The organism is Brevundimonas sp. (assembly GCF_051860745.1).
Classification (GTDB): domain Bacteria; phylum Pseudomonadota; class Alphaproteobacteria; order Caulobacterales; family Caulobacteraceae; genus Brevundimonas.
Genome location: NZ_JBHYDN010000006.1, coordinates 160,364 through 172,865 on the forward strand (window position 1 = coordinate 160,364; position 12,502 = coordinate 172,865).

Sequence of the window (12,502 nt, forward strand, 5' to 3'; positions counted from 1 at the left end):
CAGGGAGCCCTCGTCATGCGAAATTTGATCGGACTGGCGGTTGGCCTGGCGCTTCTGGCGTCATGCGACCGGCCGGATGCTCCGGCCGAAGCCCCGGACTCCTCCGCCCCGGCGTTCAGCCACAGCCTGAGTTCGTACCTGTCCGGCTACTACATGCCCGCGCGCGAGGTGCGGATCGGGAAATGGTCGTTCGATCATGTCTTCGTCGGTCAGGCGCAGGAGTTCCAGGCCTGGGAAGGCCGAAGCCGGAGCGGGACGTTCGGCCCGGTCATGCTGCAGTTCGACGACGTGACCAGCCCTATGGTCCAAACCGAGATCGGCGAGGCGCGCAGCATCACCGCTCGCGTCCTGCCGACGGTCTATTCCGTGACGGACACCCGCATCCGCTTCGAAGGTCAGTCGGCCGAACTGGGCGCGGTCCGTTTTGAGGGGGCGCTCGATCCCGGGGCCCTGGCGACCTCGCGGCGCAACCTCGGCGATGAGGGGGTCGTGGTCACGGGAACGCTGACGGTCGGCGAAGCGCCACCGCGGAACGTCGAGCTGCGCTGGTGGGGCGGGGACTGACGCCGGGTCAGTCGCCCGAGCGGATATCCAGCTTCAAGCTCATGGCCTCGGCCAGGGCCTTGCCGCGGCGGCGGGTCTGTTCGCCCAGCAGGACGTCGGCATAGCCGTCGGAGGCTGTCAGGACGAGGGCGCCGTCCTTCACCCCGGCGCGGGCGTTGACCAGCAGCTGGGGCGATCGGCCGGACAGGTCGCAGGCCAGCCGGATCGCCAGGCCGAGGGCGCGGGCGCCCTGCCGCTGTTCCTCGTTCAGAAGGCGGGCCACCGTCTTCGGCTCGGGCGTCGAGCCGCCCCCGCCATACCGGGCGTTCACGGCCACGGCGAGATAGGCCCGTTCAGCATGGTTCTGGCCCGGCACCGGCGCGCGCAGCACCTGATCAAAGGCCAGTTCGACGCGGTGGTCGGGATGCAGACGGGCGCCGAGATCGGCCAGTCGGCAGGCCGCGTCAGCCAGCACGGCGTCGCGGTCCCGATCGAACACCGGGGGCAGGGCGGCCATCAAGGGCGCGATCCAGCCATTCAGGGCGCCGGGCAGCGCGGGTGAAATGCCCTGACGGGCGCCCAGGGCCGAGCAGCCCGCCAGCAGTGGGTCGGCGGACGCGACCTCGGGCTCAAGCGCCTCATACAACAGACCTTCGCGGACACCCCAGGCCGACAGAACGATCCGCTTCAGCCCCAGCCGTTCGATCAGGCCTTCCAGCACGAGCGCGGCCAGGGGCAGGGTGTCGGCGCGCTTGCGCGACAGTCCGGGCCATTTCTCCAGCGAGGCCTTCGACGACCGGGCGATCAGCCGGGCCGTGCCCATCAGGTCGACGGCGTCCATCTCGTACTGGTGCACGATGCGCAGCGGATAGCCGGTGATTTCCATATGCACCTGGGCGAGGGTCCGCCACGCGCCGCCGACCGCATAGAGGGTGTCGGACCGGTAGTCGCCGACGGGCTTCAGCCGCCCCGCGATAGTCCCGCGCAGGCGGTCTGCGTCGAAGCCGCGCGCGTCGGCCAGGGCGAAGGGGCCGAGGGGCAGGGTCGTCCCGCGTCCCGCCATGCCGTCGGCGAGACGGACCAGTTCGAGGCTGGAGCCTCCGAGGTCGCCGACCACCCCGTCGGCGTGCGGAATGCCCGCGAGGACCCCGAGGGCGGCGTAACGCGCCTCCTCCTCGCCGGACAGGACGCGGATCTTCAGCCCTGTGGCGGCGGCGACGCGGTCGCAGAACTCCTGGCCATCCTCGGCCTCGCGCACGGCGGCGGTGGCGGCGACGAAGGTGTGGGCGGGCTGAACGCCGTCGATGACGGCGGCGAACCGCTTGAGGGCGGTCAGGGCCTGGGCCGCGCCCTCGACTGACAGGCGGCCGGTTTCCCCCAGGTCGCGCCCGAGACCCGCCAGCACCTTCTCGTTGAATACCGTCCAGATGGCGCGGCCTTCCAGCCGGTACAGCACCAGACGCACCGAGTTGGAGCCGATGTCGATGGCGGCGACGTCGCGCGGCGCGCCGATCACGGATTGCAGCGCGTCGGGCATCAACGCTTCTTCCGCGACGGCTCGTAGCTGAGATGGCCCGGCAGGGTCTTCACCTTGCGGCCACGCCCCGACAGGCTGGGGTTGGTCATGAAGTATTTGTGCGCCGAGAACGGTCGTTCGGGGTCGGCGGGCGTGACCCGATGATAGGCGCCGTCGGCGGCCAGCACCCAGCTCTGGGCGTCGTCCTTGAGGTTGGCGACCATGATCTGGTCCAGCACCTGGTCATGCACCGTGGCGTTCAGCACCGGGGTCATCAGCTCGACCCGGCGGTCGAGGTTCCGGTTCATCCAGTCGGCCGAAGAGATATACAGCTTCGCCTTGTCGTGAGGCAGGTCGCGGCCGTTCGCGAAGGCGACGATGCGGCTATGTTCCAGGAACCGGCCGACGATGGACTTGACGCGGATGTTTTCCGACAGGCCCGTTACCCCGGGGCGCAGGCAGCAGATGCCGCGGATCACGAGCTCGATGCGCACGCCCCACTGGCTGGCGCGATACAGGGCGTCGATGATCTGGGGATCGACCAACGAGTTCATCTTGGCCCAGATCGCCGCCGGCTTGCCCTTGGCCGCCGCCGCCATCTCCTTGCCGATCAGGTCGATCAGGGTGGTCTTCATGTTGAGCGGCGAGACCACCAGGGCCTCCAGCTCGTCGGGCTGCGCGTAGCCGGTGATGTAGTTGAACACGCGCGAAGCGTCGCGGGCCAGCACGGGGTCGCAAGAGAACAGGCTGAGGTCGGTGTAGATCCGCGCCGTCACCGGGTGATAGTTGCCTGTGCCGAAATGGCAGTAGGTCTTCAGCCCCTCGCCCTCGCGCCTCACGACGACGCTGAGCTTGGCATGGGTCTTCCATTCGACGAAGCCGAAGACGACGTGGACGCCCGCCCGCTCCATGGCCCGGGCCCAGCGCAGATTGGCTTCCTCATCGAACCGGGCCTTGATCTCAACCAGGGCGGTGACGTTCTTGCCGTTCTCGGCCGCCTCGATCAGGGCGGCGACGATCGGGCTGTCCTTGGAGGTCCGGTACAGCGTCTGTTTGATGGCGATAACGTGGGGGTCGCGGGCCGCCTGGCGCAGGAACTGGACCACCACGTCGAAGCTCTCGAACGGATGGTGGATCAGCATGTCCTTCTCGCGCACGGCCGCGAAGATGTCGCCGCCGTTGTCCCGTACGCGCTCGGGATAGCGCGGCTCATAGCCCTTGAATTTCAGGTCGGGGTGGCCCGAGGGGATGAGCTCCGCCAGTTGGGCCAGGCCCAGCATGCCGTCGACCAGAACGATGTCCTGCGGCGCGGCGTCCAGCTGGTCGGTGATGAAGGTCCGCAGGTCGTCCGGCATGGACGCCTCGATCTTGATGCGCACGACCGAGCCGAGACGGCGCTGTTTCAACGCCTCCTCGAACTCCATGACCAGGTCTTCGGCCTCTTCCTCGATCTCGATGTCCGAGTCGCGGATCAGACGGAAGACGCCCCGCTCCAGCACGTCGCAGCCCGGGAAGAGGTGGTCGATGAAGAGCATCAGCAGGCTCTCCAGCGTCAGATAGCGGCGGCGGCCGGGGGTTGAGCGGCCGTCGGTCGCCAGCGGCCAGAACCGCTTCACCTGGGTCGGCACGGGGACCAGGGCGTAGAGCGTGCGGTTGTCCGAGCGCCGCTTCAGCTTCAGCGCCAGCGAGAAGCCGAGGTTGGGCAGGAAGGGGAAGGGGTGGGCCGGGTCGATCGCCATCGGCGTCAGCACGGCGAACAGCTGGTTCAGGAACTCGGGCTCCAGCCGCTCGCGCTCGGTCCTGGTGATCCGGCCTGCATCGACGACCTCGATGCCGACGCCCGTCAGCTCCTTGCGCAGCTTGCGCCAGCGGCGCTGCTGTTCGGCCATCAGGCTGCCGGCGGCGACATTCACCTTGTCGAGCTGCTCGGCCGCGGTCAGGCCATCGGCGGACAGCACGCGCACCCGCTCGCGCACCTGGCCCTTGAGGCCGGCGACGCGGGTCATGAAGAACTCGTCGAGATTGTTGGCCGAAATCGACAGGAAGCGCAGCCGCTCCAGCAGGGGGTGCCCCGGATTGGCGGCCTCCTCCAGCACCCGGCCGTTGAAGGCCAGCCACGAGATCTCGCGGTTGAAGAAGCGGGTCGGCGAGGCCATCAGGGCTTCGGACAGCTCCAGCTGTGGCGCACGCGAGGAGGGGACCTCCTCGCCGGTGGTCGTGTCGCTGATCGCCGGATCGCTCATGGAGCCGGTTCTGGCCCGGCGCGGCGATGGCCGCAACCTCGCTCTGACAATGGAAAACGCCGCCCGACCCCGGGGCCGGACGGCGTTTCCTCCGTGTCCTGACGGCTTACCAGCTCCAGGCGTCGAGGATGACGTCGATGATGTAACCGTCGTACTGGTCGATCAGATAGATGTGGTTGTCGACCAGCACCCAGCGCGTGCCCTCGGGCGGATAGCCGAGGCCGTAGGTGCGCCAGTCATTCAGCTGATAGCGCCAGAAGATCGACGGCAGGTAGTCGCCGACATGGTAGCGCTGGCCCCAGTAGTTCCGGGGCACCTGGTAATAGCCGTAGCCCGGCGCGAAATAGAAACCGATACGGAAGCCGCTGTAGCCCCGGAACCGACGATCGCTGCGCCACCAGTCGCCGCGGTGGTTGCGGTTCCAGGTTCGCCGCCATTGGTCGCCATTGAAGCGGTTGCGGAACTCGCGATACTCGCGGCGGTCGGATCGACGCTCGAAACGATCCTCGCGACGGTCCCGGCGGTCGTCACGCCGATCCTCGCGCCGATCCCATCGGTCATCGCGCCGGTCGTCCCGATCGCGCGGCCGGTCGGGGCGATCCGGTCTGTCAGGCTGATCAGGCCGCGGCCGGTCAGGCCTGTCAGGGCGGTCGGGTCTGTCCGGACGATCCGGGCGCGGCCGATCGGGCGTTTGCGGCCGGTCAGGGCGATCCGGTCTGTCCGGGCGGTCAGGCCGGTCCGGGCGCGGCCGATCAGGTGTTTGCGGCCGGTCAGGTCTGTCAGGGCGATCAGGTCTATCGGGCCGGTCAGGCCGGTCCGGGCGCGGTTGATCCGGAGTCTGCGGCCGGTCAGGCCGATCCGGCCGATCCGGTCGATCCGGCCTGTCGGGGCGTTGCGGTCTGTCGGGCTGATCCGGCGTATCGGGTCGGTTAGGACGGTCAGGCCGGTCTTCGCGAGCCTCGTCCCCGTTCTGGAGAGCGGCGCCGCGCCGGCCTCCGCCACGTTCTCCGTCCTGGGCCAGGACGGTCAAGGGCGCCATGGCCGGTACGGCGAAGGCCGCAAGGGCTGCGGCGACCATCAATGAGCGTTTCATTCTCGTATTCTTCCCCGCACGTCCCTGTCAGACGGCTTGTGGTCAAGGTCGCGCTTTCATCATGAACCATGACTGAACAAACTGCGTGGTCACAATGGAGCGGGATGCGAAAACGCCCCGCCGGCCGAAGCCCGCGGGGCGCGTTTCAGAGCGTATGACGGACCCTAGTAAACGCCCGACAGCACGCTCGCGATCAGGCCGTTCGCAATGGCGATCAGCACGATGTCATTGCCGGCGTGGACGTAGCGGTAGCCGCGCGGCGCCGGACGCAGGTTGTAGTCGTAGGGGTCGCGAACGTAGTAGCTGCGATAGGAGTGGGGCAGGTAATGGCCCCGCTGCCAGCGCTGGCCGTAATAGCGCGGCTCGACGCGGTAGTAGCCGTAGCTGGGGGCGTACCAGTAGCCGTTCCGGGCGCCGCGGTAGTCTCGGAAGTCGTTACGGCCGCGCCACCAGTCGCGATTGTTGCGGTCCCAACGCTGTTCGCGGCGGAAATCCTGACGGTCGTCGCGGCGTTCCTCGCGGAAATCACGCCGGTCTTCCCGACGGTCCTGACGGAAGTCGCGGCGGTTGTCATAGTCGCCCTGCCGCCAGTCGCGGCGGTCGTCGCGGCGCTCCTGACGAAACTCGCGGCGGTCGTCCCGTCGATCCTCGCGATAGTCGCGGCGGTTTTCGCGACGGTCGCCCCGGCTCTGGGCCTCGGCGGCCATGGGAGCGGCGGTGGCCAGCACCAGTCCGAGCACCGCAGCCTTGGTCAAGCGGTTCATGATCACTCTCCAACTGAGGGACGGCGACGAGACACCGGATCCGCCCGTTAATCATGTGTGAACGTCGCCCCGGGGGGATGAACTCTCCCTGAACGCGAATGTCAGGATTGGCGGGCGCGGCATTGCGCGCGCGAGGCGATCCACCCACCTGTGAGCCAGCTTTACAGGACCCTTGCATGACCGCGCCGATCGAACTCTGGTACTGGCCTACGCCCAACGGCTGGAAAATCTCGATCGCGCTCGAGGAGATGGGCCTGCCGTACGAGATGAAGCCGGTGAACATCGGCGCCGGCGAGCAGTTCGGGGCGGCCTTTCAGGCCATCAGCCCGAATGGGCGGATGCCGGCCATCGTTGATCCGGACGGTCCGGACGGGCAGCCGCTGTCGATCTTCGAGTCCGGGGCCATCCTGCAGTACCTGGGGATCAAGTCGGGCCAGTTCTATCCGCAGGACCCCCGCGGCAAGGCCGAGGTGGATCAGTGGCTGTTCTGGCAGGTCGGGGGGCTGGGGCCGATGGCGGGCCAGACGCACCATTTCCGCCAGTACGCGCCCGCGATCATCAAGGATCAGCGCCAGATCGCCTATGGCGTCCGCCGCTATACGGATGAGACGCATCGTCTGTATGGCGTGATGGACCGACGGCTGGCCGACCGCGACTATCTGGCGGGGGAGTATTCCATCGCCGACATGGCGGCCTGGCCCTGGGTGCTGCCGGAGTTGCAGGGACAGGACCTGGCGGAGTTCCCGAACCTGAAAGCCTGGATGGAGCGGGTGGGCGCCCGGCCCGCCGTGATCGCGGGTCGGGCACTGGGCGATGATATGCGCCGCAGCCTGGCGGCGTCCGGCGAGGCGGCCAAGACGGCGCGCAAGGTGCTGTTCGGACAGCGGGCGCGGTAACCGTTCGTAAGCCTCCCGGTCATGCCCTGTTAGCAGGTGTGAATCAGAGATTTCCGAGTTATTTCAGAGGTCTGAACAGGGACGCAGTATTCGCTCAATCTGTACTGAAAAGGCCGCAACTGCCCCCTGCTGTTAACTTTACCTTCAAACCGCAGGTATTTGATCGCGTCTCAGAGGGCGGGGCCAGAAAGGCTCCGGTTCGGGAGATACGGTGATGAACGCGCAAGAAACCGCGCCGCAAGTCGATCAAGAGCAGGGCCTGCCCCTGCCGACCGCCGACATGAACGGCGACGACCTGTTCCGGCTGGGCATGATGTATTCGAGCGGCCAGGGCGGTTGCCCGATGGACCGCGTCTCGGCCCATATGATCTTTAACCTGGCCGCCATGAAGGGCTCCATCGAAGCGCGCGTCTATCGTCGCGAGATGAGCCAGGAGATGGAGCAGGACGAGATCGCGGAGGCCCAGAAGGCAGCCCGCCGCTGGATTGATGCGGGCGTGGTCAGCCTCGCCGCCTGACAAACCGACGTCGGGGCCGCCCGATCTCAACGATCGCGGCGGACGACCCGGACGGCGACCTCATTCCGTCGTAAGGGCGGAAAGGTCCAGGGCGGATCATAGAACCAGGCCACAGGGTCACCGCGGCTGACCCAGGCGCCGCCCGCCAGACCCGCTTCCAGCTCAGCCTGTTTCGCGGCCACCGTCCGCGCCGCGCCGAGGCCGGCAAAGCGCAGCACGGCATAGGTCTCGGCCGGGACCACTGTCAGGACGACAGCGGGGTCTCGCGGGACCGGAAGACTGTCCATTGTATATTCCGCCGGCATAAAGAACTGGATCGTCCACCGGTCCGGACCGGCGGCGCCCTGGGCGACCGGCGCGGTCATGGCGATGCTCTGCGACCGGCGTGAGGCCCCGTCGCCGGCGCCCTGGGCCACTGGAGCGGTCATGGCGATGCTGGTGCGGGCCGCATTTCCCCCGAAGATGTAGCCAGCCAACCGCTGGAAACCGCGGTTGCGCGCCGCCTCGCTTGAGCCGGTCACGACGGTCTGGGCCGCGATCCGCTCGCCATAGGTTCGAATCTGGATGTCCCCGACGCGGCCGACCTCTGTGAAGGTCGGTTCCTCCGTCCCGGAGCGGACGCCGACGGTCGAACAGGCGGACGTCAGCAAGGCGGCTGCCACGGCGACAAGCTTCGTTTTCATGGTCGTGCGGTCCATTGGGGATGCCGGGCCGCGGGCGGGAAGGCCCCGCGGGGGATCCGCCCATCAATGCGCCAAAGACCTCTGATCGCCCCCGCCCATCTTGTCGCAGCAGCCGCTGGGCGGAGGCTCAGCCCTCGCCGGTTCCGATCCCGGCATGGGGCTCGAGCGGGGCGAATTCGGCGGGCGTCCGCGTCATCCGGGCCTGAATGGCCGCGAGGATGTCCGACGTGTTCCAGATCGAGCCCTGCATCACCGCCGCCCATTCCAGCCCCTCGGCGACCGTGTGGTCCCGCGCATAGGCGATCGCGGCCTTTGAGCCCGAAATCGCGAGCGGCGCCTTGGCGGCCACGGCCTTCGCCATCTCCAGCGCGGCGGCGAGCAGGGCCTCGGCGTCGGGCAGAACGGCGTTGACGAAGCCCAGACGCTCGGCCCGGTCCGCAGTCAGGGATGTGCCCAGATAGGCCAGTTCGCGCACCACGGCCTCCGGCAGGATGTGGGGCAGGCGCTGCAGGCTGCCGACGTCGGCCATCATGCCGATATTGATCTCCTCGATCCGGAACCAGGCACCCGCCGCGGCCAGCCGCAGGTCACAGGCGGCGACGAGGTCGAGCCCGGCCCCGACGCAGGCGCCCTGCACCGCCGCGATGACAGGAAACCGGACGCGCTCGATCCAGCTCAGCGCATCCTGCAGCTCGCGTGCGGCTTGGTGGAAGGCCTGTCGCCCGGCCGGGGTGTCGGTCTTGAGAATGGTCCCGCCGGAGAAGACGGAGATGTCCATCCCCGCGCAGAAATTCCGGCCCTCGCCCGAGATGACAAGCGCACGGACCTCGCCAGTGGCGTCCAGCGCCCTGAGCGCGGGGCCGAAGTCCCGCCAGAACGACAGGTCCAGGGCGTTGGAGGCTTCGGGCCGCGACAGGCGCAGGTGGGCGACCGCGCCGTCCCGATCAAGCTGGAATGCCGACATGAGGGTCTTTCGCTCCTGTCCGGGACTTGAACCCCGGCGACCCGCAGCCTTTTCCATTGAAACCGCCCGGACGCCAAGTCTGGCGCCGAGCTATTCACGCCGGCAGGCTGCCGGCCGCCGACCGGGTCCCGCTCAGCTAGAACTGCTGATACTGCCCGCCGATCACATAGCTGAAGCCGATGGGCAGGGCGTTGCGGATCAGGCTGACGAAATTGGCCACCTCGCCGAGGTTTGAGCGCGGGACAAAGATGATGTCGCCGCGCCTGAGGGCGATGATCTCGCCGCGGCGGGGCCGCAGGTCCACCGCCCGCATCATGCGGACGCCGCCCGGCCCGCGCCGGATCAGCGCCACCTCGCCCTGTCTGGCGGTCGGCAGGAAGTCGCCGGCCTGGATCACGGCCTGATAGGCGTCGAGATCCCCGTTCATCTCGATCATGCCCGGGGTGCGCACCTCGCCGCCGACCCAGACGCGGATCGGCCCCGCGGTCTTCAGCGTGATCTCGACCACAGGCCGGCGCAGCTGGCTGGCGAAGGCGTCCGAGGCGTCGCGCTCGACCTCTGCGATGGTGCGGTCGGCGGCCATGATCTGGCCGACCAGCGGCAGGGAGATGCGGCCGTCGGGGCCGATCCTCTGGGTCCGGGTCAGTTCGACGGCCGTGGGGGTGGCGATCTCGATCTCGTCGCCGGGATAGAGGACGTATTCCGGCTCGGACTCGGTCCAGTCGGCGAAGCCGATCTCGGGGAAGGAGGTGCGGCCGACATTCTGGACCCGCCCGCCGCCGCCGCGCGAGCTCTGCGGCAGGGGCATGCGCGAGCCGTAGTCATCGCCGCCCCGCAGGCCCGGTACGCCGCCGCAGCCGCTGACCATCGCGCCGGCGCTGACAAGTCCGAGCAGCAGCAGGCGACGGTCGATGGACATGGGGACTCACTCCGCGAAAACAGCGTCCCGTGCAGGGTCGGCGCTTATGGGTAACCAGTGGTTAACGCCGCTGGCCCAAGGCTGACGGTTCCAGTCCGGTACGATGGAATCAGTCCGCCCCCCATGCGCACGTCGGCCTACACGACAGTCCGCCCGCGCTACGGCTTCTCCGATGTCGTTGGCCTGCTGTTCCGTGAAACCCTGCTGATGGTCGTGATCTTCCTCGTCGTGTTCGCCATCGGTACGGCGGCGGTGCTGACGCTGAAGAAATCCTACACCGCCACCGCCAGCGTCTATGCCGGGGCCGGTTCTGAATATGTCTATCAACCCCGCGTCGGCCCGACCGAGCGCAGCCAGCCGCTGGAAGCCGACGCCGTGGCCCAGGCCGAGGCCGCCATTCTGGGCAGTCTCGAGGTCAAGCGCCGGGCCGTCCGCGCCGTCGGCGCCGATACGGTTCTGGGTCCCGGCGCGCGCGGCACGCCGGCGGAAAAGGAAACCGCGGCCCTGAAGGCGCTCGACTCCGGACTCGGCGTCGGCGTGACGCCCGGCAGCGCCATCATCTCGGCCTCCTACGAATCCGACGACCCGGTGCGCGCGGCTCAGGTGCTGAACGCCGTGGTGGACCAGTATCTGGTCCAGCGCCGGCAGGTGTACGGCGGCGGCGCCACCCCGGCCTATGCGGCCCAGCGCGCGGTCTTCGAGGACGACCTGACCACCGCCGACGAGGCCTATAACGCCTTCCTGGAGTCCAACGACATCGGCGACTTCGCCACCTTTAAGGCGAGTCTCGCGGCCAGCTATCAGACGACCCAGGCCGAGGCCCTGTCACTGCGCGCCCAGCTCAACCAGGCCAGCCAGCGGCTGGCGACGCTGGAAACCCAGCTGGCGCAACAGCCCGCCGAGGTCGTGCTGCAGCAGGACCTGAACATTTCGGCCCAGGACCAGATCCTGACCCTGCGCACCCAGCGCGAAGCCCTGCTGTCGCGCTATACGCCCGACGCCCAGCCCGTGCGGGACATCGACCAGCAGATCGCTGACCTGCAGGCCTATGTCGCCACCGGCACGACGGTCGGCCCCAGGGAGGTTCGCACCGGGCCCAGCACCATCTTCACCGAGATCGAGACGACCCGCATCACCGCCGCCGCCGACCGCGACGGTCTCGCCGCCCGGCTGGCGGTCGCCGAGGGCCAGTTGAACCAGCTGCGCGCGCGTCTGGCTGAAATGACCCGGCTGGAATCGACCAACGCCAACCTCGCCGGCAACCGCGAGGTCCTGACCACCCTGGTGCGCGACTTCCAGCAGCGCGAGAGCGCCGCCCGCGCCGACAGCGCCCTGGTCGCCGCCGGGGCCGACAACGTCAATGTGATCGAGCGCGCCGAGGCCCCGACCCGGGGAACCAGCCTGAAGGCCCCCCTGCTGGCGGTGGTCTTCCTGTTCGCCGCCTTCACCGCCCTGTGCGTCGGCCTGTTGCGGGTGTTTACGCGGCGGGGCTTTGTCACCCCGGCCTCGACCGGACGGACCCTTGATATGCCCGTTCTGGCCGTCGCCCCGATGAAGGCCCGATGACCCCGCCCGTGTTAGCGTAGGAGCCTGTAACCGGGCGCGTAGCGATTCGATGGTCGATCTGACATCCGAAATGGCGGCTCTCTGGGCCGCGCTGGGGCCGGCGCCGGGCCATCGCGGCCGCGTGGTCCAGATCGCCGCCGCCACCTCGGGCGAGGGCGTGTCGACGGTCGCCCGCGAATACGCCCGGCTGGCCGCCGTGCGCGCCCGCCGTCCCGTCTGGCTGATCGACGCCGACCTGGCCCAGCAGGGTCAGATGGAGGCGGTCGCGGCCGAACCCGACCGCTTCGGCATGCTCGGCAAGGCGGCTATCGCCACCCCCGACGGCTCCATCTTCTTCGCCGTCACCCCCCGCATCATGGATCGGATGGGCAAGCCCGTGCACCCGGCCCGGCTGATGACGGCGCGGCCCTGTCTCGGCGGCCGGCTGTGGGTGACCCGGTTCGCGGCGGAGCATCTGCGCTCGGGCCAGCGCGCCGAGGCGGTCAGCGACGCCCGCTACTGGGACGCCCTGCGCAAACACGCCGATACGGTGGTGATCGACTCGCCTGCCGCCGATCGCAACGACATGGCCATCACCCTCGCTCCCTATGTCGACGCCACAGTCCTGGTGGTGGCGGCCGAGAGCGGGGCGACCAACGAACCGCTGATGCTGCGCGACGAGATCGAGGCGGTGGGCGGCAAGATCGCGGGGGTCGTGGTCAACCGCTCGACCTACAATCCGCCGGCGTTTCTCAAGCGGTTGACAGGCTAGAGCGGGACTCGTTCACACGGAACCGTATCCGGAGTTGACGAGGTAGT

Annotated in this window: 12 protein-coding genes; 5 read left to right on the forward strand and 7 right to left on the reverse strand. The window is 68.6% G+C overall.

Going from position 1 to position 12,502, the window contains the following annotated elements:
* Positions 1 to 15: 15 nt before the first annotated feature.
* A complete protein-coding gene (locus ACTIEW_RS09310) occupies positions 16 to 564 on the forward strand; it encodes a hypothetical protein (protein WP_439477628.1) in 549 nt (182 codons plus the stop codon).
* Positions 565 to 571: 7 nt separating this feature from the next.
* On the opposite strand, the gene ACTIEW_RS09315 is transcribed toward ACTIEW_RS09310, so the two are convergent.
* The 4 genes from ACTIEW_RS09315 to ACTIEW_RS09330 form a co-directional block, all read right to left on the reverse strand.
* Positions 572 to 2,080: a Ppx/GppA phosphatase family protein gene (locus tag ACTIEW_RS09315; RefSeq protein ID WP_439477629.1), complete on the reverse strand. Its 1,509-nt coding sequence runs from the start codon at positions 2,078 to 2,080 to the stop codon at positions 572 to 574.
* Positions 2,080 to 4,302: an RNA degradosome polyphosphate kinase gene (locus ACTIEW_RS09320; RefSeq protein WP_439477630.1), complete on the reverse strand. Its 2,223-nt coding sequence runs from the start codon at positions 4,300 to 4,302 to the stop codon at positions 2,080 to 2,082. Before ACTIEW_RS09320 ends, ACTIEW_RS09315 begins: the two co-directional genes overlap by 1 nt.
* A gap of 106 nt (positions 4,303 to 4,408) precedes the next feature.
* A complete protein-coding gene (locus tag ACTIEW_RS09325; RefSeq protein WP_439477631.1) occupies positions 4,409 to 5,395 on the reverse strand; it encodes an RcnB family protein in 987 nt (328 codons plus the stop codon).
* Between the two features lie 164 nt (positions 5,396 to 5,559).
* Positions 5,560 to 6,159 carry an RcnB family protein gene (locus tag ACTIEW_RS09330; protein WP_439477632.1) on the reverse strand — a complete coding sequence of 200 codons (600 nt, stop codon included), beginning with the start codon at positions 6,157 to 6,159 and terminating at the stop codon, positions 5,560 to 5,562.
* Between the two features lie 176 nt (positions 6,160 to 6,335).
* Between ACTIEW_RS09330 and ACTIEW_RS09335 the strand changes: the two genes are divergently transcribed.
* Together ACTIEW_RS09335 and ACTIEW_RS09340 are read left to right on the forward strand one after the other, a co-directional pair.
* Complete coding sequence (locus tag ACTIEW_RS09335) at positions 6,336 to 7,055, forward strand: glutathione S-transferase N-terminal domain-containing protein (RefSeq protein WP_439477633.1); 720 nt, start codon at positions 6,336 to 6,338, stop codon at positions 7,053 to 7,055.
* A gap of 214 nt (positions 7,056 to 7,269) precedes the next feature.
* Positions 7,270 to 7,572 carry a sel1 repeat family protein gene (locus tag ACTIEW_RS09340; RefSeq protein WP_439477634.1) on the forward strand — a complete coding sequence of 101 codons (303 nt, stop codon included), beginning with the start codon at positions 7,270 to 7,272 and terminating at the stop codon, positions 7,570 to 7,572.
* 26 nt (positions 7,573 to 7,598) lie between these two features.
* On the opposite strand, the gene ACTIEW_RS09345 is transcribed toward ACTIEW_RS09340, so the two are convergent.
* The 3 genes from ACTIEW_RS09345 to ACTIEW_RS09355 all read right to left on the reverse strand — a co-directional run bounded on the left by ACTIEW_RS09345 (position 7,599) and on the right by ACTIEW_RS09355 (position 10,138).
* Positions 7,599 to 8,255, reverse strand: a complete 657-nt coding sequence (locus ACTIEW_RS09345; RefSeq protein WP_439477635.1) for an SOUL family heme-binding protein — start codon at positions 8,253 to 8,255, stop codon at positions 7,599 to 7,601.
* Between the two features lie 127 nt (positions 8,256 to 8,382).
* A complete protein-coding gene (locus ACTIEW_RS09350; protein ID WP_439477636.1) occupies positions 8,383 to 9,219 on the reverse strand; it encodes an enoyl-CoA hydratase-related protein in 837 nt (278 codons plus the stop codon).
* Positions 9,220 to 9,355: 136 nt separating this feature from the next.
* Complete coding sequence (locus tag ACTIEW_RS09355) at positions 9,356 to 10,138, reverse strand: polysaccharide biosynthesis/export family protein (protein WP_439477637.1); 783 nt, start codon at positions 10,136 to 10,138, stop codon at positions 9,356 to 9,358.
* A 123-nt stretch (positions 10,139 to 10,261) separates the two neighbouring features.
* Between ACTIEW_RS09355 and ACTIEW_RS09360 the strand changes: the two genes are divergently transcribed.
* The gene (locus tag ACTIEW_RS09360; RefSeq protein WP_439477638.1) at positions 10,262 to 11,704 is read left to right on the forward strand and encodes a GumC family protein; all 1,443 of its coding nucleotides are present in this window, start codon (positions 10,262 to 10,264) and stop codon (positions 11,702 to 11,704) included.
* Positions 11,705 to 11,753: 49 nt separating this feature from the next.
* Positions 11,754 to 12,455: a hfsB gene (locus ACTIEW_RS09365; RefSeq protein ID WP_439477639.1), complete on the forward strand. Its 702-nt coding sequence runs from the start codon at positions 11,754 to 11,756 to the stop codon at positions 12,453 to 12,455.
* The last annotated feature ends 47 nt before the right edge of the window (positions 12,456 to 12,502 follow it).